Below are 22,215 nucleotides of genomic sequence, written 5' to 3'. Positions count from 1 at the left end.
ATGTAGCCTAGCAAGCGATGTCGCAGATCACAATGGGTGGGGCCGCCACGGTGAAGGCGGGCTGAGGCTTCGCCTCCACCGTTTTGGGTCGGCGTCATTCGCCGTCGGACCACCAATCGTCGAGCCACCAGCCGCCGTCGGACCATTCGTCCTCCGGCCAGTCGCTGTCGGACCATTCGTCCTCGGGCGCACTGTCTTCCGGCGCTTCGTTGTCGTCGGCTTCGCCATCCGTCCCGGCATGCGGGCGGCCGGGGGCAGGCGGCCCGGACTCTTGGCAGGCGGGTGCTACCGGTCCATTGCTTCCGGTTTCGAGGAAGCCGTCACTGATCCATTTGCCGTTGTCGAGTTTGTTCCAGAGGTCGGTGCTGCCCCATTTGCCATTGAGTCGGCCACCGCGGGCGGTGCAGGCGATGGTCAAGACCTCACCGTCGCGGACCCCGCCGACGACCGAATGCTGGGTGCCGGGACCGGAACGCAGGTTGACCTTGCGATTTCGATCGGGGTGGGGGCGCACAACACCCTTGGCCAGGGTGGGATCGGGCTTCGGTGGCTTGGGCTCGCTCGGTTTGGGCGGTGTCGTGGGCTTGGGCGGTGTCGTCGGCTTAGGGTCGGTCGGCTTCGGTGGCTTGGGTTCGGTCGGCTTCGGTGGTGTGGTCGGTTTGGGATCGGTCGGCTTCGGCGGGGTCGGCGGATTCGAGTTGTCACCGCCGCCGTAGTTGACCAACCTGCCGCCGGCGCGCACCCGCTCACCTTCGTGCTCGGCGTACCCGCCGTAGGCGTCGGGGCCTTCCCGGAATGTCCAGCCGCCGAGGGTGACTCCGTTGACGGGCACCGGCTGCGAACCCTTGTACAGCGACATGTGCACGTGGGCGCCGCTGGCGAAGCCGCCGCATGGCAGCTGGGTGCCGGTGCGGCCGAGGTAGGTGCCTGCGGTGATCTCGGTGCCGTCGGCGGCGCCGATGATGTCGGTCATGTGGTAGTAGGAGGTGGTAAAGCCGTTGTTATGAACGATTTTCACCTCGGCGCTGCCGTTGCGGACGCACGTCTTGTAGATGCGACCCGACGCCGGAGCGGTCACGCGACCGTCGCCGCCGTTGAAGTCCAGCGAGTTGTACGGTCGGCTGCTGCCGCTGATGCCGTGCGGCCCACCGCCCATGTACCAGCTCTGGCCCTGCTTCCACGGCAGTGAGAGCGAGGAATTCGCCGAACGTGGCTGAGCGGTAGCGGCGGCGGTCAAGGTCGCCTTCTCGCCACCACTGACCACCGATTCCGGTGCGGCACTGACCATGTGGCCGAATTCGGGGGTGCCTTCCAGGGCGACTTCCCAATCTCCGTCCTCGTGCTTTGCCACATACAGCGTCGATTTCGGCGGGTCCTCGCTCTCGCTGTCCTGCGGGACGGTCGCGGCGCCGAAGACCCACTCACCGTCGCTGCGCATGCGGTCGACGACGGGTGGCTTCTCGGTGGCGTCTTCCACCTGCTGTGTAACGAGGGTGTCGCTGATCGCGTCGTCCAGGCCGTCGGGACCATCGGTGGCCGGTTGCGCGCTGACCGGGCCGATGGTCAGCGCCAGGCCGGCGACGGTTGCGATGACGAGTGTGGCGACTGCGCCGGGGAATATCCAACCTCTGCGGAGGCGTGGATCAATCGATCTCAATGTAAGGCAACTTTCTTTGTCGGTCGTGTCATCGATCGATAGGCCGAAACGGCCGGCCGGGAATGTGGGTCGCGTATTTTCGGCACGCGAAACTAGGTGTCGTAGGTACGTATCGGAAAAGGCGACGCGACTTCTGAGTCGCCGGTCGGCGCTCAGGAGTGCTCGGCAGGCGCTCGACCGTGTCGATAACGGATCGGTCTCACTTGCCCGCTCGCATTCCCACTTCCCAGCCGAAAGTGTAGGTTAAGCGATTGGCGACAGGTGGAAGAGTTAGCCATTCTATAAATACACTTAAGCCTGGATTCAATAAACAGGCATCAGTATTCTTGATAAGTTATGCGCATAATTGAGATTTGTGCGTCTACGCATATGCCGGTTGCGGGATCGAGCAGACGGCGTCCGTCGAGGGGTGGTCTGGAGCCGAACCCACGGTTGGCTCGACACCCGCTGCCCTCGGCACTCTGCCCTCAGCGCCGACGGTCCTCGAGCCCGCACCGGCCTCGGCCCGAAGGCCTCGCCCGAGCCCCCTGGGCTCCTGTTCGTGCTGCGGTCCCGTCCGCCGAGTAACGGCCCAGGGCGAATTTCGATATCCACGTAGTTGCTTACGTATCGTTACGCACGCTCCCCGTGCCGATCTCGCGAAACTTGCATTGCACTAAGCGCGAGCACACCACCATCGTTGGAAGGTTGCAGGAATGCCATTCAAACAACTCGGCAAGCTATCGGCCGTTGCCGTCGTCGCTATCGCGGCGCTCATCGGCGCGAGTGCCCCCGCCTCCGCATCGAATTATGTGGGAGTCAACTTGCCGATGACATCCACCGGCGCCGACGGAATCGGCTGCGCGGGCGATGTTTGGGCCACGGGAAATGTATATCCGGACGGCGATGTGCCGGGAACGGTCGACCTGCAATTGAAGGGCTGGCTGAAGGTATTCGGTATTCCGGCGCCGTGGTGTTCGGTCACCGCGGTGGTCGACTGGCGAAACCTCGATACCGGAGCGAGTGGCTCGGGATCGGTATTCCTCGGCGGCGGTAACGGCACGCCGTTCTTCTGGACCGCCCCGCAAAACGGCAACCTCCGGCTGGTGACGGGCCGCGGCCAGGTGACGTTCACGATCAATACCAATTTCCCGCACACTCCCAGCGAAACAACCTTCGCTGTGTACTGAGTCACCGATAGTCGAACGAGAACGGCGAATGCGCACGCTGCGCATTCGCCGTTCTCGCGTCAAAGCACCTGGGAGACTTGGTAAGCAACGCCACCCTCGATCAGATACCCCGAGCCGACACAGACGATGTCGTTGAGCCACGAGTACTGCTCCGCCCCGGTCTCGAAGAGCGGCGCCGTCCGAAAGTAGTAGTCGGCCGGGTCGATCCGGCGACTCTTGACGGGATCGGCGATGTCGTCCCGCAGTTCGGGCCGGACGGTCCATCGTCCGCCATAGGCCATGTGGATCAAGGCGTCGTCATGGGTGCGCAGTGTGAGCCGGACATCCACCGTCATGGACCGGTCCGGCCGGAACAGCGTCCAATCCCCGCCGCCTGGCACCACGTCGCCGCGCAGCTTCGCGCCGGCGAACGACCCGCCAGCCGCGCCGAACAGAATCCGCCGCCCGAACGGTCCCGCACCGATATCCAACGACGGGTTCAGGTCGACGACCAGATCGAACAGGTGCGTCGTCCGGATCTCACCCACGTCCTTTGCTCGCGAATCGAAGGTCATGTCTCGGCTCTGGCTGGTCTCGGTAGTCACAATTTAAAAGTACGGTCGACCGTATGTATAGTCAAGAGTGTGCGGGCCTGCCTGCCCGGCGCGGCACTTGACGACGACGCTGGTTCAGCGGCGCCGATCCGCTCGGGCATTCGTCTTTTCCCGGCCCCACGCGTTAACTTGATCGGGTGATCAGGAATTCGGTACCCACAACGGCGGGAGCATGGCGGGCGGGTGACGGCGCCGCGGTGTCGTTGCGTGAGGCGACAGTGGCGTGGGCGCTGGCCGCGCACGCGGAACTGGCCGAGATCGCCACCGGGTACGGGCATTTCATCACCGTCGCGGAGTTGGCCGAGCGGGTGCAGGAGGTATCCGGCGTGCATACCGGCGCGCCGACCCGCACCTGGATGGACGCGATTCTGCGCAAGATCGCCCGCCGTTGCCACGGTGCGGGGGAGCCGCCGCTCACCGCGCTCTGCGTGCGGCAGAACCACACGGTCGGCGACACCTACAAGTACGTACTCGAGCTGGCCGGCCTGCCGATTCCAGATGATATGGAGCTGCACGCCGCCTACGCGCGCTGGCAGTGCTACCAGTTCTACGGCGCCGCGATGCCTGCCGACATGGCAGTCCCGCCGCTCACGCCGAAGGTGGCGGGTCGCCGTGCGCCGAGCAGCACCGCGCAGGTGGAGACCAAGCCGCAGCCGACGCGCGCGGCGGTGTGCGCGCAATGCTTCATCCAGCTTCCCGCCAACGGCACGTGTGAGTACTGCGTGTAATCGGCTCTCGCAGAACAACAAAAGGCCCGCGCTCGGGGTGCGCGCGGGCCTTTCGTTTCCTGGTCTCTCGTGGGGTGCGTCACCCTTCGTGATGGGGCAGTATCACGAAACGGCGCCGATGAATCCGCCGATGGCGGCACCGATCGCACAACCGATGATGGCACCGACCAGGAAGAACCAGATCCCGATCACAATGCCGACCAGGCAGCCGACGAAAGCGCCTGCGAGGATGGCGCCGCCGCCGCCGACCGTGTGCACGAAGGGCAGATCCTGCGAACTGACCGCGGCGGCCGTCGGGCCACCCACCGGGGTGAGGGTCAGTTCGGTGGCGCTGTTCAAAGCGGGTGTCACAGCCATGGATTGGCCCGCTTCGGTGCGCAGCGTCGTCGGGATCGCGCCGACGACCGCGCCGTCGTCCGCGACCACCTGGACCGCGTCCGGCGTCAGCACGAACTTGCCCGAAGCCAGGGTGACCAGGGCGTGTGAATGATCAGCCGCCAAGGTCGTCGTGTAGCCGACGGGGCCGTCCACGGCGTGGATCGTGACATCGGCCAATTGCGCTTCCCCGTGCGCCGTCGCCATGGTGATTCCGGTGGCCGCTATGGCGAAAATCGCGGTCGACACCAACTTCTCGATAAACATGGTCTTTCCAATCCGTGCGGGTTTCCTTTGACGTTCCCCCGACGAACGGCACCGGACGTAAAGATCATGATGCGCTGACGGATCCTGGGCTGTCTATGAGACATTTCCCCTGATCAAAGCATATTTCCGGTTTGGTTTTGACCCCCGGGCTTTTGGGGGTTTGCGCATCGCCCGCACACCACACGGGTCGCCACTTCAACCGGGCGAACGTGCGGCTGCTAATTCAGCGCGTCGGGCGCGGGACAGGGATCGCCGGCGTAAGGCAGGCCGAGGGCTCGGTGCACGAGAAACGCGACGGCGGGGGAGTCGGGGAGGATGCCGTGGTGGAAAGTGTCGGTGGGGCACACGTCCTGCACCCAGAGATTCTCGACGGTCGCATTCCGGCCCGCGCGCAGGAAAGTCGCTTCCGGCGGGGTGACCACGCGATCCACGCGGCTCGCGATCGCCGTGTACTGCACGCCGGGTTCGGTGTCGCCCGCGGCATTGAGCGTGCGGATGAACTCGCTGCCCGTCAACTGTTGCGCCGCGGCGGTACCGAGCACCCTGGCGATCAAAGCGTCCGCGATACCGGCCGCGCTGCCCGAGGGTAGGAGGTGGCCGAGCCCGTCGGCCGTGGTGCCGTGATGGGTGGCGGCAATGGTGACCAGGTCATCGACCTTGTTGCGCGCCGGGTCACCGCGAGACGCTCCGCCTTCGAACCGTAGGTACTGCCGGGTCAGTGGACCGCCCTGCGAATGCGCGACGATATCGACTTTCGCCGCACCGGTGACCGCGCGCACCCGATCGATGAATTCCCCGAGTTCCTTGGCCGAAGCACGAATATCGGCGGTGCCGAAAACACCGGGCGCGGCACCGCGAACGCTGAACGGGGCATGTCCGTAATTGAGCGAAAACACGCACACGCCAAGGGCTTTCAACTGTGGAGCCAGCGTATCCCAGGAGTTCTGATTACCCCATGTGCCGTGCACGAGCACCACCGGCTCCGGTTGGGTCGCCTTCGGCACGCAAGCCCAGTCGTTCGCCCCCGTCGGTGCGATACTCCCGTCCTCGATCACCTCGGCGAAAGCGGGAGTGGCGGCGACCATTCCCGCGATCGTGAGCGCCACGGTGAAACCGATTCCTCGGCAGTATCGACCTGAATCGCGCGCACGCATCGCGGGACGGCTCCTTTCGCCAGCACAATTGAGCTACACGGCAAATCGACTGCCAATCCCGTCACCAGGTCTCGCCGTTTCATGGAACCATTGCGGCGAATGAGTGGCAAACATGTTGGCGGAGTGGCGCGAAAACGTTTCGAGTTCGACCCGGCGGATTTCGGCACATGCGCTCCCACGGCTGCATAGGCTCACGGAGTTCGTAGTTCGACCGCCTGGAGTTTTCGCGATGACGCAGCCCCCACCCACCGCGCACAACCGGGCCGTGCCCGTCTCGCCCGGCTCACCGACCGACACCGACGGGCCGCGGGTGTCGTTGTACGCACCGGAGTTCGCGGCGGATCCGCACGGCGCATATCGGAAGATGCGGGCGGATTACGGGTCACTGGTGCCGGTGGAATTGGCGGCGGGGGTGCCCGCGACGCTGGTGATCGGCTATTACACGGCAGTGCGGATCTTCAATGACCCCGACCATTTTCCGGCCGACCCGCGTACCTGGCAGCGAAGCGTGCCGGCCGATTGCCCGGTGCTGCCGATGATGCAGTGGCGGCCCAATGCATTACGCAATGCGGGCGCCGAGCATGCCCGCTATCGGCAAACCAATACCGCGGGCCTCGACAAGGTCGATCAGTACCGCCTGCACGACACCGTGGCCGAAGTCGCGATACCGCTGATCAACGCGTTCTGCGCGGACGGTTCGGCGGATCTGGTCCGCCAGTACGCTTTTCCGCTCGCCTTCGCCGTGCTGAACGCCATGCTCGGTTGTCCGGCCGAGATCGCCGAGCAGGCCGCGACCGGCATGGCGGCGATCTTCGAGGGCGTCGAGGCCGAACAGGGCAACAAGATGCTCATCGGCGCGCTGCTGGAACTGACCAAGCTCAAGCGGGCCGAGCCGGGCGACGACATCACCACCCGCATGCTGCAACACCCCGCCGGGCTCACCGACACCGAAATGGTGCACCAATTGGCCACGCTCTACGGCGCGGGCATCGAGCCGCAGCAGAACCTGATCGTCAACACCCTGCTGTTGATCCTGACCGACGAGCGCTTCGGCGGCAGCGTGCTCGGCGGCAGCCTGTCCACCCGAGACGCGCTCGACGAGGTGCTGTTCAACGATCCGCCGATGGCGAACTTCTGCATCAGCTTCCCGAGGCAGCCGATCCTCATCGACGACGTCTGGTTGCCCGCGCACCAGCCGGTGGTGATCAGCATGGCCGCCTGCAACACCGACCCGGCGATCAGCGCGAACCAATACGCGGGCAACCGCTCTCATCTCGCGTTCGGCACCGGGCCGCACGTCTGCCCCGCCAGCTCGCTGGCCTACCTGATCGCCCAGGACGCCATCGACCAGCTGCTCGACGCGCTACCCGAAATCCGCCTGGCGGTACCAGCCACTGACCTGACCTGGCGTCCTGGGCCGTTCCATCGAGCACTGACCGCCCTCCCGGCCACCTTCCCGGAGTCCGCGCCGATACCGCAGCCGTAGCCCGGAATGCGCGCGGCGACACCCTGATTCGGGAACCAGGGTTTTCCCGGAGGCCCCGCACGGCCCGGCCCTGCCAAGCTTGGCTCGTGAAATACCCTGGAGTGCTGCTGTTCGCCGCACCACTGTTCTTCTCCGGATACGGCGTGATCCGGCTCTTCGGCCGGGCGGACGGCAGGTACGGACCGGGGCTCGATTGGCAGGTCGCGCATATCGTCGGGCTCATCGGCATGGTGCTGTTCATACCGGTGGTGCTGGGTATGGGGCGGTTGCTTCCGTCGAATGCCTTGCGCAACAGCGCGATAGCCGTCACCTTGATCGGCTTGGCGACGACGATAGTTCAGTTCGTCGCGGACGTCGCGTTCGCGGCTCAGGCCGCGGACAAGGCCGAAATGTCCAGGCTGAGCAATGCGTTCTCGGACATCCCCGGTGTCCGCCCGGCGTTCTACCTCGTGGGTCCGCCGCTGTTCTTCCTCGGCCTGATCGTGCTGACCATCCTGCTCGCCCGGGCCGGGCGACTGCGGTGGTGGAGTCCGGTGCTGATGGCGATCAGCACCTTGTCGCCGATGATCACCCTGGATCTGATTCCGCTGGCGGGTGTCGGCATGCTCGTGTCGGTGCTCCCACTCGGCCGCACCGCTGACAAAACCGCAGCGCCATCGCCTGCGCTTCGTGCCGCTGGTTGAGGAAAAGCAGTGTCACCCGGCTCGTTCCACCTGGTAGGAATGCAGCCATGCCGACTGAACTGAGCCTCTTCGCGGGAACGGACCTGGCAGCACGCGTCGAGCGCGCCGATCGGTCCTTGATGGCCGAAGGCGCCCGCGCGGCCGCGCGGCGCAACCCGCAGGAAAACGTGTTGCTGCTGCCGATCGGCAGCGGACTCGCGGTGTGGGCAGGCGCGGCCTCGCCCCTCGACAAGGTCGTCGGCGTCGGTATGGGCGAGGACTTCGACGACAGCACGCTGGACGCGGTGGAGCAGGCCTACGCCGAGCGTGACGCGCCGGTGCAGTTCGAGGTGTCGACGCTCGCCGATCCGAGCGTCGTGGAGCGCCTGACCCGCCGTGGTTACCTGCTGACCGGCTTCGAGAACGTGCTCGGCCTGCGCCTCGAGGCGGACAGGCAGACGAATCTCGCTGACGGAGTGGAGGTTTCGGCGGTCGGCACCGAAGATTTCGAGACCTGGCTCGAGGTCATGGTCGACGGCTTCGCCACTCCCGACACCCAGGGTGTCGCATCGAACGAGGACTTCCCGCGCGAGATCCTCGACGACGCCATGCGCGACATGGCCGCCGCCGAGGGCTTCACCGGTTCGCTCGCGCGCATCGACGGCGTGCCGGTCGGTGGCGCCAGTCTGCGCCTCGCCGAAGGCGTCGCCCAACTTTGTGGCGCGGCGACCCTACCCGCCTTCCGCCGCCGCGGTGTTCAAGCCACGCTCCTGTCGACCCGCCTCGCCACCGCCGCTGCGGCAGGCTGTGACCTCGCCGTGGTCTGCACCCTCCCCGGCTCGAAGTCGCAACAGAACGTCCAACGGATCGGCTTCCAACTCCTTTACGCCCGAGCGATTCTCGTGCGCCCCGCACCTACCGCGTAGTCGGTCACTGGCGTACCTTCCAGCACGTCAGCTGACCAGTGCCGTGTGTATTCGGTTCTGCGGGTCCACCTTTCGGCGAAGCTCCGCGAGCCGGGGATAGTTGTGCGCGTAGTACCGCTCCATCGGATCGCCGTGTTCGAGGTAGTTGGCGTAGCCGCCTACGGAAAAGGGAGCGACGAGCTGGTGTGCCTCGGCGATCCACCCCGCGGCTTTCTCGTGCGGGATCTGTTGGTAATTGCCCCATTCCACCAGCGCGGCATGCTCGCGCCATGGGAAGGCGGTCTGGTCGGGGCCGATGTCGCGGACGGCGCCGTCGAGTGTGTTGATCTGGACCCATCCGGTGCCGCCCGCGCGGGAATGTGCGGTGATCGCCTCGATGATCGCACCGATGGCAGCTGCGGAAAGATCAGTGAGAACGTCGGAGCCGCAGGTGAACTGGGCGCGCGGCTGCGTGGCCGCGCCGCCGGCGAGGTGCAGGACCGCGTCCATGTGCGACAGGCTCTTGTAGTCCACCTTCAGTGGTCTCGCGGTCGCAGCCAGTACGGTGACTGCGGCCCGTATGCCCGCCTTGGCCGGGCATACCAGCTGTATCCAGCAGTTCAGCCCGCCGCGTCCGTCCGCATCCACGCTGACGCAGGCCCACTCGGCTGGGTCGGCGGTGCCGAGCCAGGTCGACCACCCGGCGATCACCTGCGCCGCGGCCGAACCGGGAAAGGTCAGGTGCACAATGTCTTTCGGCGTCGCCGGACAGGTGCGATAGGTCAGCGAGGTGACCACACCGAGATGGGCTCCGCCACCGCGGAGCGCCCAGAAAAGGTCGGGCCGGGAGGTCGGCGACACTTCGGTCGCGCGGCCGTTCGGCAGCACCATCGACGCCGCGACGAGCCGGTCGCAGGTCAGCCCGTAGCGGCGGGATTCGAACCCGATGCCGCCGCCGAGGGTGAGCCCGGCCGCGCCGACCGCCGGGCACATCCCCGTCGGAATGCTCTGCCCGAAACGGTCCAGCTCGCGGTACACCCCGTACAGCGTCATGCCCGGTGCGACAACGGCTTCGCCGTCGCGGAAACTCACCCCGGTCAATCGGCGCAGGTCGATGATCATCGCGCCGGTCGCCGCCGAGGCACCCACATACGAGTGGCCGCCCGCGCGTGCGGCGAGCACCAGGTCGTGCTCGGCCGCGAAGGTGATCGCGGCCGCGACGTCGTCGACCGTGCCGACCTGCACGACGGCGGTCGGCTTCGCCTCGTCGAACCGGGTGTTGAAGAGCCGCTTAGCCGTCGCGTACTCCGTGTCGGTCGCCAGCAGCACCCGACCGCGTATCCGCTTGTCGAGCTTGCTCCAATCCACCCCAGCCGCAAGGCGGCTGGACGTTAGCGGCATGGGTTCGGCCCGGGCGCGGGACGCACCGGGCAGACCCGCCGATGCCCAGCCGGCTATGCCGATGCCGAGTGCGCTCCGCAAGAAGGCGCCGCGCGAGAAGTTGGTGTCGATCCCCCTAGCCTAGGGTCGTGACCACGTAAAACAGTGGCGCGACACCTGCTGTCCACGCCTGGACGCAGCTTCGCCGGTCCGCTGAACCGCCCATCCGGGGCGGCCACAGGTCCGAATACGTGGAGACGGCCGCACACTGGACGACGATCGTTCCGGTAGCCGGTGGTTCACGGAACAGAGGAGACGGTAAGCGTGCTGTTCGATCCTCGGACAAGGGTCTCGTCGTTTCGCGTACTGGTCGCGCTCGTCGCGGCGCTGCTGACCGTGCCCGTGGTGGCGACCGCCCAGCCCGCGGCCGTGGTCGGCGACGCGGCCGGGATCGCGGAGGCGACCGTCGGGTGGGACACCTACCGGCGGCTGGACGCCCTGCCGTACCTCAGCGGCGCGGTGCAGGCGCAGCAGTACTCCAGCTTCGATCGCAGCGGCGGCAACAAAGACTGGACGGGCGGCTGCCTGCGCCAGGACGGGCCCCGCTGCGTGGTCGCCGAGGACGACGGAGCGGGCGAGATCGATTCGATCTGGTTCACCATCAACCGGGGAGATGTCACCGCACTCGGCGACATTCGGATCGAAGTGGACGACCAGCTCGTCCTCGACGAGCCGCTGCAGTCGGTGGTCGACGGCGAGTTCGGCCCGCCCTTCGTGTTTCCACTCGTGGCGAACGCCACGCAGTCGCCCGGTGGTGTCTACATCAAAGTGCCGATGCCGTACCGGAATTCGATGCGCGTCAGTCTGTCGAAACCGGTGGAGTACTACCACGTCACCTTCCGGCACTTCCCGAATCCCGTGGGTATCCGCACTTTCGACCGCTCCGATCCTGCTCTCGATGTGCTGGCTACGCTCCTGGCTGCGGGAACGAGAGATCCGAAGCCGATAGTTCTCGGTGCGCGGACGCAGACGCACACGGTCGACGTACTCGACGAAGCACCGGTGGCGCTCCCCAAAGCGGTTGGACCCGGCACTATTTCGGCACTGCGCGTGCGTTTGCCCGCCGGGACCGACATCGCCCGGGTGCGGCTACAGATTCGGTTCGACGGTCACGACCTGGTCGACTCGCCGATCGGCGAGTTCTTCGGCGCCGGTCTCGGCCCGGTGGACGTGCGGTCGTTGCTGTTCGCGACGAGCCCGGAGCCGGGCGGCTGGCTCTCGGCGTGGTGGCCGATGCCGTTCGCCGACGACGCCGTGGTGTCGCTGCGCAATGACACCGGTGCGCCGATCCGCGGCGTCGACACCGAGCTGGTCGTCGCCCCGGACGCGGTCTGGGGCGGGGCGCTGAGCAGCGGCCAGGCCGGGTATTTCACCACCCGGTCGCACGCCGGGCCCACCACACCGAACCGCGACTGGCTCTTCGCCGACGTCACCGGGACCGGAAAGTTCGTCGGGGTCAGTCACGCCATGAGCGGTCGCCACGTCGAGACCTCGATGGGCCGGGACGCGGTGTTCATGGAGGGCGACGAAAAGGTCTACGTGGACGGCTCGGCCACCCCGCAACTGCACGGCACCGGCACGGAGGACTTCTACGAGGGCGGCTGGTTCTTCGACTACGGCAAGCGCTACACCCTGCCGCTCACCGGCCAGCCCACGGTTCGGATGACCGATAACGGGTGTCCGGACTACTGCGCCACCGCCTACCGGCTCATGCTCGCCGACTCCGTCGGCTACCGCTCGAGCCTGCGCTTCGGCATCGAGCACGGCCCGACCAACGACGAACAAGCCGACTACAGCTCCACCGCCTTCCTCTACACCCGGCCCTAGTACTCCTCTCGGGTGAGCAATCCGGCCGGAAGATACCTCCTACGGAGGACACCGGGGGGTCGACCGGGCGATGTGCCACACCGCTACCTGGCTAGACAATTCCAGGAGTGCTCGGCATTCGATCCGGGGGAGGTGTTCGTCATGACGAACATACTGCGCAGTGGCACCTATATCGCGGCAACCGTGGACGAACTGCGCAGGCACAGCGCGGCGGATCGGGCGGCCGGGATCGTCAGCCAGCGCGCGCTGTTCCCGCGGCGCGGGCGGATCGAACTCGGCCCGCGCGGCCTGGTGCTGACCGACTGGAGCGACACCGGCGACCTGACCCTCTCGCGGGAGGCGATCATCTCGCTACGCCGCCCATTCACCGCCCTCTACGGCAGATTGCTGGGCGGCCTGCTCAACGCGGGAAAGCCGCTGATCCTGCAGACGACCACGGCGGGGGAGATCTACATCCTGATCAACCGTCGGCAGCTCTCGGAGTTCGCCGACAATCGGCGCTGGGCCGCCGCGATTACGGCGTGGCAGGAGTCGTGATCCTCAGGTGACCAGGGACGATCGGCGTGCCAGCCGGTCTGCTGCCTGCGGTCGTGGGTTAATGAGCGAATGGTCCTTCGCTGGCTGGTTGCGGCAGTGGCGGCGGTGCTGGCCGTGCTGATGATGCTGTTCGTCTACGTGATCATCGCGGTGCGCATCCCCGCGCCCTTCGTGGTGCTGACGCATGTGGTGAGCGACTACGGGCTGTACCTGATCCCGCTCGGTCTGACGGGATTCGTGTTGTCGCTCATCGCCTTCGGGCGAAAGGGCCGGGTCGGGGTGCGGCGGGTGGCGGCGGTGACCGGGCTGGTGTGCCTGCTCGGTACGGTCGCCGGCGGTTTTCCGTTGGCCGCGGCATGGGGGACGGCGGTGCGGCACGACGCGAAGCTCTCCTTGGATGACTACCTGTCCGGTGGCACGAACACCGGAGCGCCGGTCGAGGCGTTGAGCACCGTGTACAACACCGTCGACGGTCAGGACCTGAAGCTCGATGTGAAGCTGCCCGCGGGCCCGTCGGATCGGCCACGGCCCGCGGTGGTGTGGGTGCACGGCGGCGGCTGGCGCAACGGCGACCGCGGCGAGGCGCCGCTGTGGCATAAATGGTTGAACGACAATGGATATGCCGTCTTCGCCATCGAATACCGGATGACCCCGCCCGCGCGCTGGAACCAAGCGCCCGGGGATGTGAAGTGTGCCGTCGGCTGGGTCAAGCTGCAGGCGGAAAAGTACGGCATCGATCCCGAGCGGGTGATGATCGCGGGCGGCTCGGCGGGCGGCAATCTCGCGCTGATGGGCGCCTACGCCGACGATCGGGTGCCGCCGAGTTGCGCGGTCACCGATACGGCGGTCAAGGCGGTCGCGGCGTTCTACCCGGTCCCCGATCTGGCCGAGGCGTGGCGTGACACCGGCCTGCCCGGGCGGATGCGCTCCTTCCTCATCGACTACACCGGCGGCACCCCCGACGAGGTGCCCGACCGGTACAAAGCGGCCTCCCCGGTCACCTATGTCCGCCCGAATGTGCCGCCGACCCTGCTCATGCACGGCAATCGGGACCATGTCGCGCCCTACCGCGGCTCGGCCGAACTGGCCGAACGGCTGCGCCGGGTCGGGGTCGAAAATCAGCTGCTCGCAGTGCCTTACGGCGAACACATCTACGACTTCACCTGGGCGGGGTGGGGCACCCAGCTCTCACGGCATGTCTTCGGCAAGTTTCTCGCCGAGCACTTCCCGGCGTCCTGATCGCGCGGTGTGCGCGTTCTCGGTGCTCCGTCCGCCTGGATGACGGTGGCGCCAGATCCAGAACACCGCACACGCGACCAGTGCCCATCCGGCCAGCACCAGGAACGGGAAAATGTGTTGGTGCGCACCGAAATACACTGCGGTGTGCTGCGCGTTGACCGACGCGCCCGGCGGCAGCCAGCGCCCGATATGGCCGAGCACGGAGGGGAGCAGCGGCCACGACACCGCCCCACCGGAAGACGGGTTGCCGAGCAGCACCATCAGCCCCCAGGTCGGCAGGATCGCCCACCGTCCGACCAAGGTGTTGAACATGGTGAACACCATGCCGGAGGTGAACATCGTCAGCGACAGGATGCCCCAGGACTCCAGGAACGGCAGGCGCAGTGCGCCGAGCACCCAATCCGCCACTGCCGCAATGGCAAAGCCGCCAGCCACCGCGTACAGCGCGGTGAAGACGATCCGTTCGACCGGGTTCAGCGCCGAGGCGTGCACACTGAATTGGGTCGCGCCCACGAAGCCGATGATCACCGCGGCCAGCGAGATATAGAAGATCGCGAGCCCGCGCGGATCGCCGCGCTGCAACGGCACGACATCGACGACTTCGGCCGGAATCCCCACCGCCGGACCGGCTTTGGCCGCGGCCTGGGTGAGCAGCTGAGCAACCGACTGGCCGGACGCACTCGACACCTCAAGGCGCACGCCGGGCGACTGCGCCGTGACAATGGCGAACACCTGCTGCTCCTCGACCGCCGACCGCGCCGCCGCCGCGGAGTCGTAGTCGCGCACCGCCAGCGAACCATCCAGCGACCCTTGCATCTCCGTCAAGAACCGCTGGACCGAGGCATTCTGCTGCGGCCCGAGCACGGCGATCGGAATCAACCGCGGCGTCGGATTCGCCAGCGCATAGGTATACGACCCCGCGAACAACCCCGCCGCCGCAGCCACCAGCAGCACCAGCACCGTGGCAGGCAGATACGGCGAAGCCCGCACCATCGCCCACCACTCGGCCCGCGTCCGCCGCCGCCCATGCTGACCATGCAGGTTAGCCATCCCCGCACACTAGGTCCCACCACCCCCGATACCCCCCAACCCGCCCGGCCTGTCGCCTCGCCGGCAACAGGTGGCGGTGTGGGGCGGCTTCGCGTGCTGGCGCGATGCGGGCGGAGGTGGCGGTGTGGAAAGTGTATAAGTTATTTAAATAAATTGGTGATATATTTCGGGCATGGCAGGACGGCGGGAACTGGATGCCGATGAACTTGCTCGGGTGATGGGGGTGTTCACGCGAGCTTCCATTCGGTTGCCCAGTGCGGAGAAGCACACCTTCACAACGCTTTCGGTGCTGCATACGTTGTTGCATCGGGGGCCGATGCGGATGACCGCGTTGAAGGTGACCGAGCAGATCACTCAGCCTGCCATTACTCAGCTCGTCGGCCGGCTGGAGCGGGACGGGTTGGTCGAGCGGCGGCCGGATCCGGGGGACGGTCGCGCGGTGCTCGTGCGGATTACGGAGGCGGGGGCGCGGATCGTGCAGACGCGGCATCAGGAGCGGGTTCGTCGGATCACGCAGCTGGCCGAGGCGTTGAGTCCTGCGGAGCGCCGTGCGATCAGTGCGGCACTGCCTGCTCTGGAGCGGCTGGCCGTGCTGATGGACGTCGACCTACCCGCTGCCAATCATGTTGAAGTGGAAGGACATTCATGACATCGCAGTTCCCCCTGGAACCTTCGCCCATCCATGTTTCCGACGACGTACTGGAAGATCTCGCGACCCGGCTCCGGCTGACCAGATGGCCCGACGACGTCGGCAACGACGACTGGCGCTACGGCGTCCGCCGGGAGTACCTGCAAGAGCTCGTCGAGTACTGGATCAACGAATACGACTGGCGCAAAGCAGAATCCGCGATCAACGCCTACGAGCACTACCGGGTGACCATCGATGATGTCCCGATTCACTTCCTGCGCAAACCGGGCGTCGGACCCAACCCCACCCCACTGATTCTCACCCACGGCTGGCCATGGACCTTCTGGCACTGGGCCAAGGTGATCGACCCGCTCGCCGACCCCGCGGCCTTCGGCGGCGACCCGGCGGACGCGTTCGACGTCATCGTCCCCTCGCTGCCCGGTTTCGGTTTTTCGACGCCGCTGCCGAAGCACCCGGACATGAACTTCTGGAAGGTCGCCGACCTCTGGCACACGCTGATGACCGACACCCTCGGCCACGAGAAATACGCCGCGGCGGGGTGTGACGTCGGCGCACTCGTCACCGGCGAACTCGGCCACCGCTACGCCGACGAACTGCACGGCATCCACATCGGCTCCGGCCAGAAGCTCACCCTCTTCAGCGGTGACCGGGCCTGGGATCTCAGTGGCGGGCAACCGATTCCACCGGACCTGCCCGAGCCGGCCTACCGGCAACTGCTCTCGCTGGAGCGCCGGTTCGCCGTCCACCTCGCCGCGCACGTCCTGCAACCGAGCACCCTTGCCTACGGTCTCACCGACTCACCGGCCGGCCTGCTCGCCTGGATCCTGCAGCGCTGGGTCACCTGGAGCGACAGCCACGGTGACGTGGAGACGGTCTTCACCAAGGACGACCTGCTGACCCACACCATGATCTACTGGGTCAACAACGCCATCGGCACCTCGATCCGCTACTACGCCAACGCGAATCGCTACCCGTGGACGCCCGCGCACGATCGCATCCCGGTGATCGAGGCACCCACCGGCATCACCTTCGTCGGCCACGAGAACCCGCCGGGCGTAACAACTCCCGAGCAACGGGTGCAGAGCTGGCTCGCCAGCGATCGTGCCGAGTGGTACAACCACGTCAACCTGACCGCCCACGAGGCGGGCGGGCATTTCATTCCGTGGGAACTTCCCGACGCCTGGGTCGACGACCTGCGCCGCACCTTCCGCACCCGACGCTGACCACGGGAACCGAAGCGCCTGAGCTGGTTTCAGCTTTGCTCCCGCACCATCTGCGGCTCCGTGGCCCGGATCGGCAAGCGCCCGAGTTCGGGCGTCACCCCGAGCTGCCGCAGCAACGGCGAGGTCATGGCCGTGGTCACCAACGCCATCACGACCAGAATCGAGTACAGCTGCACGCCGATGAGCCCCGTGGTCAGCCCGACGTTCAGGATGATGAGTTCGGTGAGCCCCCTGGTGTTCATCAGGCTCGCCAGCGCACCGGCCTCGCGCGGCTCGATCCCGTTGGCGCGCGCGGCGAAATAGGTGCCACCGAGCTTTCCGGCCAGCGCGGTCACCAGGATCGCGATCATCTCGGCGACGCCCGCACGGTCGAGCGAGCTGAGATCCACCTGGAGTCCCGCGATGACGAAGAAGGCCGGCAAGAATACCGAACTCAACAGTTGCGCACCGGTTTCCACCACTGGCCGGTGGGTACGCGGGAAGATGACGCCGAACAGGAAGGCACCGAAGATCAGGTGCAGGCCGATCCATTCGGTGGCCGCACCAAAGACCAGCGCACCGCAGACGGCGAGGAAGATCATCCTGTTGTCGTTGGTCGCCGCGGTGGATCGGGAGGCGCGGACCAGCAGGGGCCGCACGAGCCACCACATCGCCGGCACCAGCGGCACGAACAACAGCAGTCGCCACTGGTCGCCCGCGCCCGGCCGGGCCAGCCCGATGACGAAGGCGAGCACGATCCACGCCAAGATGTCGTCGATGGCCGCGCTGGCCATGCTGAGCTGCCCGATCCTGGTGCCCATCAGGTCGCGCTCGATCAGGATGCGGGCCAGCACCGGGAATGCGGTGACGGCGAGCGCACAACCGATGAACAGCGCGAAGGTCAGCCGGTTGTCCTGGTGATATCTCGACAGAACCAGCAGCGCGACACCGCAACCGAGCGCGAACGGCACGAAGTAGGCGGACAGCGATACGGTGGCCACGGCCCGGCGATTGCCGTTGAACGAGCCGCGGTCGATCTCCAGCCCGGCGAGGAACATGAAGATCATCACGCCGACATTCGCGAACGCGCTCAGATAGGAACGCACGTCCTGCGGAAAAACGATGCCGGATAAATGTGCCCCCAGAATTGTGGGCCCCGCGATAATTCCCGCCGCGATTTCCCCGATTACCGCGGGCTGACCCAGGCGCTCGGCCAGCTTGCCGAGTAACCGCGCCGCCACCGCGATGAGCACGAGATCCAGTAGCAGGAAAACCATGTGGTTACTGGGCAACGTTCGCTCCGTTCGAAATGGGCGTGCCGCAGCCGCCCGGCTCCTCCGTCGGAACCGTGCCGAAAATCCCATGGATAGTGGTTTTCCGGCTGGGTTCCCGACTCCCCGGCTACCACGATAACGGTGCCGTACCGGGTGTGCGGAGTTGTCCGGAACTAGCCGGCCGACGGCCCGTCGACGTCGAGTCCCGCGGCCTGGGCTGCCGTGCTCAGCACCGCCTCGACCATCGCGGGCGTGAGCCTGCCGGTGAAGGTGTTCTGCTGGCTCACGTGATAGCAGCCGAACAGGTGCAGCGGTGCGCGGTCGGCTTCGGCCGGGGACAGCTGCACGTGCACCCCGTGCCCGAACTTCGGTCGCGGACGCGGAATGACCCACCCCGCCTCCGCCAGCACGGGCAGCAGCGCCTGCCAGCCGAATCCGCCGAGCACCACCACAGCGCGGACAGTCGGTGCCAGCAAAGCGAATTCGGTGGCCAGCCAGTGTTTGCAGCGGTCGCGCTCGGCGGGTGTCGGCTTGTTGTCCGGCGGTGCGCAGTGCACCGGTGAGGTCACTCGGACGCCGTTGAGGCGCAGGCCGTCGTCGCGATGGGTCGCCGTGGGCTGGTTGGCCAGCCCGACCGCGTGCATGGCGGCGTAGAGCACGTCGCCGCTGCGGTCGCCGGTGAACATGCGGCCGGTTCTGTTGCCGCCGTGCGCGGCTGGTGCCAGCCCGACGACGAACAACCGGGCATCATCTGGCCCGTAACCAGGAACGGGGCGGCCCCAATAGGTTTCGTGCTGGAACGCGGCACGCTTCTCCCGTGCCACCTGTTCGCGCCAGGCGACCAGTCGAGGGCAGGCGAAGCAGTCGGCGACCGCGGCGTCCAGCTCGGCGATGGTGTGGCACACGGGAATCACTCTAGATCCGGGACCAGCGCGCCGGTCAGGTGGTCGACGGCCACGTGGGCGTGCAACCGGACACCGGTGACGAGGGTGTCATCGTCGGCGTAGAAGTGCGGGCTGTGGTTCATGAACAGCCCGCGGCCGCCGGGCGCGGGCACCGGCAGCCCGTTGTCGGCGAGCTCGGCGTCCTGCACGCCGAGCGTCACATACAGCCCGCCGTATTTGTTGACGAACTCCGAGACGTCGTCGTAGCCGAGGGTCGCCGGGGTCTGCACGACGCGGTCGACCCCCGCGACCCGGCAGAACGTCGGCAGGGCGGCGTCGATCCACTCCTTCTTGTTGTGCACCGCGGGCACATCCTGCAGATAGTCGACCGTCGCGGTGGTGTTGTAGGCCTGTGCGGTGTGCTCGGTCAGCGTGCCGAGTCGCTTCTGCACCTCGGCCATATCGGCTTCCACGGCACAGCGGATGGTGCCCCACAGGGTGACGGTGCGGCCGATGATGTTGAACCGCCCGACATCCTCGATGTGCCCGATCGACACGGTGATCGGCTCGAACGCGTTCACCTGCCGGTAGAGCTGGCCGATGCCGGTGAGCACGGCGCCGACCGCGGGCATCGGATCGATGCCCAGCCACGGTGTCGAGCCGTGCACCTGCTGCCCGGTGATGGTGATCCGCACCAGACACGAGGCGCCGAACTGGTTGCCGACCCGATACCCGATGGAGCCCTTGGGAAATGGCGTCACGTGGAAACCGAAGGCCATCGTCGGCACCGGGTCGGCGAACACGCCCTGGGCGAGCATCTCTCGCGCGCCGCCCTTTTCGTCGACCGGCGGACCCTCCTCGGCGGGCTGGAAGACGAACAGCACCGTGCCGGACAGCCGATCGCGCACGCCGGCAAGCACACTCGCGGCACCGAGCAGCATCGCGGTGTGGCAGTCGTGGCCGCAGGCGTGCGACACCGGGAACGGGCCGCCGGGGTATTCGTCGTCGACCACGTGCGAGGCGAAGTCCACGCCGCATTCGTCCGGCACCGGCAGGGCGTCGATGTCGGCGCGCAGCGCGATCACCTTGTCGCCGGGTCGCCCGCCGCGCAGCACCCCGACGACGCCGTGCCCGGCGATCCCGGTGCGCACCTCGTCGAGGTGCAGCGAGCGCAGCTGGCCTGCGATGAGGGCGGCGGTCTCGACCTCCCGGTTGGACAGCTCGGGATGTTGATGCAACTGCCTGCGCCAAGAGATCACCTGGTCGGCCAGCGCCGCGGCACGCTCGTCGAGTTCGTCGTGGATCGGGCTGTCGTTCATCAGGTCTCCGTTCGGGGTCGACGGTTGGCCAGTTGATCGGCAAGCAGAACGATCATGTCAACTATGCATGAGTGACTTTCCGGCGGTGTCGCTTTACCCGGCACAGGTCATTTGTCCAGTTCGGCACGGTCGTGACCGTGGATAACAAGCCGGACATGTGATCGTGACCACGCGGTCTGTGTTGATAGCATGGCCTTTCTGGCCGACCGGATGCGGGCATCGCCCCCGGATTCATCTCGAAAGAGTCTTTCCATGCAGTTTGAAATCGTCGAGCGGGACGAAACGTGGGTTGCCGGGCTGCCGGTGCGGAGCCCTAAACGTGCGCTCGGAGAGCTGCGTGACCACGACCTCGAGGCAGCCTGGGCGACCGTGCTGCACCAGGAGCTCGGCGGCCCGCTCGCCAGCGCCTACACCGACTACACCGGTGAGCTCGGCACCTACAACACCCAGATCGTCGGCTACGAGTGCGCGTCCTTCGGCGATGTCACCCGCGGCCACCTGGTGGCGAGGCTGCCGCGCGGCACCTATGCGCGGTTCTCCTCGGTCGGTAACTTTCCGCAGGTGATGACCGACCTCTGGACCCAGATCGCGTACGCCGAGGAACACAACCAGATCAAACGGACCTACACCGGTGACTTCGAGTGTTATCCGCATGCCTACAAGATCGAGCTGTATCTGGCGGTAGACGCCCGATGACTTATGCGATCGCAGTGCGTGGTGAGGCGATCTACGGCGGCCTGGTGGTGCCGCGGGTGCGCCCGAGCTTCAAGGTCAGCAACAGCGACCTGATCGAGTTCCTCAAGGATCGCCTGCGCGACCGTAAGGGCGAGGACCGCCCGATGTACACCGTGTACGTGCCGGACCCAGCCGGAAATTACAACGCTGTGGTCTGCTTCGAGTACCGCGAACCCGAGTCGGTGCCGATCGGCGATGTCCTGGTGCGCGTGCCGAAGGGTGTGTACGCCCGCTTCGCGCCGAACGGCGACTATCACGATCCGGTGGAGGACGTGTGGGCGCAGGTCGATGACGCGACAGCGTCGGCCGAGATCACCCGGGCTTATCGGGAAGAGATCGAGATCTGGCAGGGGCCGGATTCGGTCGAGCTCTTCATCTCCATCCTCGTCTAGCTTGCTACTGGTTAGCTGCACTAGAACCGACCAGTCACTCTGGTATCTTGCTCAACCCTGAGATGGGTTCTGACCAGGGGGAATTTACAGGGGCGCGTCCAGTTTTCGGAAGATTAACCAGACGTCTGGTCAATTCTTGCCGGATGACGGATACTGCCCTAGGCAAACCCGTCCGAAAGCAGGATTCGGGTGGAGATGTCGGCCCCGGTTCGACGACCGCGTAAGGATGCGGAGCAACGGAGTAGGAACAGTATGGCTGTCGAGGCGAGCAGCGCCGCCGCGCCGATCCGGGTTGCTGGCGGCTTCGGGTGGACGGTAGCAGGTCATTTTCCGCCGGGCCGTGATTCCGATGATCGCTATCGGGCCGATCCGATCTGGTGGGATAATCGGGGTTGTCGGGCAATTGCCGATGAATTGCACGGCTCGCCGATTCGAGCCGAACAGCCCGGCTGCCGTGCGTCGGATACCGACCCCGGAATGGTGGGGTGACGGATGGGTGCGCACAGCAGCCGAAAAGCGCGACTCCCTGGCGCACCGGCCACGATTTTCCCGGATTTCGTGGATACACTGGCGTCGCTTCGATTCTCGGACCTACTCGGAGTACCTGAGCATGAGACCATGGCGTTGGTGCTATGCCTGAGCGAATCGGCTGCTGCCCGGGGTCGTAATGG

General features: G+C 66.4%; 22 protein-coding genes. 13 read left to right on the top strand and 9 right to left on the bottom strand.

Annotated elements, in window-relative coordinates; translation table 11 throughout:
• Positions 1–94 precede the first annotated feature (94 nt).
• On the bottom strand, positions 95–1,657 hold the full coding sequence (locus tag DMB37_RS16165) for a peptidoglycan DD-metalloendopeptidase family protein (RefSeq protein WP_135233431.1): 1,563 nt from the start codon (positions 1,655–1,657) through the stop codon (positions 95–97).
• A 695-nt stretch (positions 1,658–2,352) separates the two neighbouring features.
• Here DMB37_RS16165 and DMB37_RS16160 point away from each other — a divergent pair.
• Positions 2,353–2,826, top strand: coding sequence for a hypothetical protein (locus DMB37_RS16160; RefSeq protein ID WP_135233430.1), 474 nt, complete (start codon positions 2,353–2,355; stop codon positions 2,824–2,826).
• A gap of 59 nt (positions 2,827–2,885) precedes the next feature.
• On the opposite strand, the gene DMB37_RS16155 is transcribed toward DMB37_RS16160, so the two are convergent.
• Positions 2,886–3,410: a DUF3237 domain-containing protein gene (locus DMB37_RS16155; RefSeq protein WP_206055261.1), complete on the bottom strand. Its 525-nt coding sequence runs from the start codon at positions 3,408–3,410 to the stop codon at positions 2,886–2,888.
• Positions 3,411–3,556: 146 nt separating this feature from the next.
• On the opposite strand from DMB37_RS16155, the gene DMB37_RS16150 reads away from it, so the two are divergent.
• The gene (locus tag DMB37_RS16150; protein ID WP_240772409.1) at positions 3,557–4,147 is read left to right on the top strand and encodes a hypothetical protein; all 591 of its coding nucleotides are present in this window, start codon (positions 3,557–3,559) and stop codon (positions 4,145–4,147) included.
• 102 nt (positions 4,148–4,249) lie between these two features.
• On the opposite strand, the gene DMB37_RS16145 is transcribed toward DMB37_RS16150, so the two are convergent.
• A complete protein-coding gene (locus DMB37_RS16145; protein ID WP_135233429.1) occupies positions 4,250–4,789 on the bottom strand; it encodes a hypothetical protein in 540 nt (179 codons plus the stop codon).
• A 218-nt stretch (positions 4,790–5,007) separates the two neighbouring features.
• Positions 5,008–5,895 (bottom strand): triacylglycerol lipase, encoded by an 888-nt coding sequence (locus DMB37_RS16140; RefSeq protein WP_167768861.1) that lies wholly within the window; start codon positions 5,893–5,895, stop codon positions 5,008–5,010.
• A 277-nt stretch (positions 5,896–6,172) separates the two neighbouring features.
• Here DMB37_RS16140 and DMB37_RS16135 point away from each other — a divergent pair, with 277 nt between their 5' ends.
• The 3 genes from DMB37_RS16135 to DMB37_RS16125 all read left to right on the top strand — a co-directional run bounded on the left by DMB37_RS16135 (position 6,173) and on the right by DMB37_RS16125 (position 9,017).
• Positions 6,173–7,429, top strand: coding sequence for a cytochrome P450 (locus DMB37_RS16135; RefSeq protein WP_135233427.1), 1,257 nt, complete (start codon positions 6,173–6,175; stop codon positions 7,427–7,429).
• An 86-nt stretch (positions 7,430–7,515) separates the two neighbouring features.
• On the top strand, positions 7,516–8,112 hold the full coding sequence (locus DMB37_RS16130; protein ID WP_135233426.1) for a hypothetical protein: 597 nt from the start codon (positions 7,516–7,518) through the stop codon (positions 8,110–8,112).
• Positions 8,113–8,159: 47 nt separating this feature from the next.
• On the top strand, positions 8,160–9,017 hold the full coding sequence (locus tag DMB37_RS16125; RefSeq protein ID WP_135233425.1) for a GNAT family N-acetyltransferase: 858 nt from the start codon (positions 8,160–8,162) through the stop codon (positions 9,015–9,017).
• 27 nt (positions 9,018–9,044) lie between these two features.
• Here DMB37_RS16125 and DMB37_RS16120 read toward each other — a convergent pair whose 3' ends face one another.
• Positions 9,045–10,397: an FAD-binding oxidoreductase gene (locus tag DMB37_RS16120; RefSeq protein WP_135233424.1), complete on the bottom strand. Its 1,353-nt coding sequence runs from the start codon at positions 10,395–10,397 to the stop codon at positions 9,045–9,047.
• Positions 10,398–10,700: 303 nt separating this feature from the next.
• Here DMB37_RS16120 and DMB37_RS16115 point away from each other — a divergent pair, with 303 nt between their 5' ends.
• The 3 genes from DMB37_RS16115 (at position 10,701) to DMB37_RS16105 (ending at position 14,039) form a co-directional block, all read left to right on the top strand.
• Entirely contained in the window at positions 10,701–12,263 is a 1,563-nt protein-coding gene (locus DMB37_RS16115) for a glycoside hydrolase family 172 protein (RefSeq protein WP_240772408.1), read from the top strand.
• A gap of 141 nt (positions 12,264–12,404) precedes the next feature.
• The gene (locus tag DMB37_RS16110) at positions 12,405–12,800 is read left to right on the top strand and encodes a hypothetical protein (RefSeq protein ID WP_167768860.1); all 396 of its coding nucleotides are present in this window, start codon (positions 12,405–12,407) and stop codon (positions 12,798–12,800) included.
• 69 nt (positions 12,801–12,869) lie between these two features.
• Positions 12,870–14,039 carry an alpha/beta hydrolase gene (locus tag DMB37_RS16105; protein ID WP_135233423.1) on the top strand — a complete coding sequence of 390 codons (1,170 nt, stop codon included), beginning with the start codon at positions 12,870–12,872 and terminating at the stop codon, positions 14,037–14,039.
• Here DMB37_RS16105 and DMB37_RS16100 read toward each other — a convergent pair.
• Positions 13,989–15,089 carry an ABC transporter permease gene (locus DMB37_RS16100; protein WP_240772407.1) on the bottom strand — a complete coding sequence of 367 codons (1,101 nt, stop codon included), beginning with the start codon at positions 15,087–15,089 and terminating at the stop codon, positions 13,989–13,991. The two genes, DMB37_RS16105 and DMB37_RS16100, sit on opposite strands and share 51 nt — an antisense overlap.
• 172 nt (positions 15,090–15,261) lie before the next feature.
• Between DMB37_RS16100 and DMB37_RS16095 the strand changes: the two genes are divergently transcribed.
• Both DMB37_RS16095 and DMB37_RS16090 read left to right on the top strand, forming a co-directional pair.
• Positions 15,262–15,738: a MarR family winged helix-turn-helix transcriptional regulator gene (locus tag DMB37_RS16095; RefSeq protein ID WP_135233422.1), complete on the top strand. Its 477-nt coding sequence runs from the start codon at positions 15,262–15,264 to the stop codon at positions 15,736–15,738.
• Positions 15,735–16,961 carry an epoxide hydrolase family protein gene (locus tag DMB37_RS16090; RefSeq protein WP_135233421.1) on the top strand — a complete coding sequence of 409 codons (1,227 nt, stop codon included), beginning with the start codon at positions 15,735–15,737 and terminating at the stop codon, positions 16,959–16,961. The genes DMB37_RS16095 and DMB37_RS16090 overlap by 4 nt, the downstream gene beginning before the upstream one ends.
• A gap of 29 nt (positions 16,962–16,990) precedes the next feature.
• Here DMB37_RS16090 and DMB37_RS16085 read toward each other — a convergent pair whose 3' ends face one another.
• The 3 genes from DMB37_RS16085 to DMB37_RS16075 all read right to left on the bottom strand — a co-directional run bounded on the left by DMB37_RS16085 (position 16,991) and on the right by DMB37_RS16075 (position 20,417).
• Complete coding sequence (locus DMB37_RS16085; protein WP_167768859.1) at positions 16,991–18,232, bottom strand: cation:proton antiporter; 1,242 nt, start codon at positions 18,230–18,232, stop codon at positions 16,991–16,993.
• A 155-nt stretch (positions 18,233–18,387) separates the two neighbouring features.
• Positions 18,388–19,119 (bottom strand): uracil-DNA glycosylase, encoded by a 732-nt coding sequence (locus tag DMB37_RS16080; protein ID WP_135233419.1) that lies wholly within the window; start codon positions 19,117–19,119, stop codon positions 18,388–18,390.
• A gap of 5 nt (positions 19,120–19,124) precedes the next feature.
• Positions 19,125–20,417 (bottom strand): M20 family metallopeptidase, encoded by a 1,293-nt coding sequence (locus DMB37_RS16075; RefSeq protein ID WP_135233418.1) that lies wholly within the window; start codon positions 20,415–20,417, stop codon positions 19,125–19,127.
• A gap of 252 nt (positions 20,418–20,669) precedes the next feature.
• On the opposite strand from DMB37_RS16075, the gene DMB37_RS16070 reads away from it, so the two are divergent.
• The 3 genes from DMB37_RS16070 (at position 20,670) to DMB37_RS16060 (ending at position 22,033) form a co-directional block, all read left to right on the top strand.
• Positions 20,670–21,113 carry a GyrI-like domain-containing protein gene (locus DMB37_RS16070; protein ID WP_040738955.1) on the top strand — a complete coding sequence of 148 codons (444 nt, stop codon included), beginning with the start codon at positions 20,670–20,672 and terminating at the stop codon, positions 21,111–21,113.
• Positions 21,110–21,544 carry an effector binding domain-containing protein gene (locus DMB37_RS16065; RefSeq protein WP_107659313.1) on the top strand — a complete coding sequence of 145 codons (435 nt, stop codon included), beginning with the start codon at positions 21,110–21,112 and terminating at the stop codon, positions 21,542–21,544. The genes DMB37_RS16070 and DMB37_RS16065 overlap by 4 nt, the downstream gene beginning before the upstream one ends.
• A gap of 252 nt (positions 21,545–21,796) precedes the next feature.
• Positions 21,797–22,033 (top strand): hypothetical protein, encoded by a 237-nt coding sequence (locus DMB37_RS16060; protein WP_135233417.1) that lies wholly within the window; start codon positions 21,797–21,799, stop codon positions 22,031–22,033.
• The last annotated feature ends 182 nt before the right edge of the window (positions 22,034–22,215 follow it).

Origin of the sequence: Nocardia sp. CS682 (assembly GCF_004634405.1) — a bacterium.
GTDB classification, from domain to species: Bacteria; Actinomycetota; Actinomycetes; order Mycobacteriales; family Mycobacteriaceae; genus Nocardia; species Nocardia ninae.
Note: the sequence above shows the minus strand (reverse complement) of the source record. Positions and strands in the feature narration are given on the sequence as shown.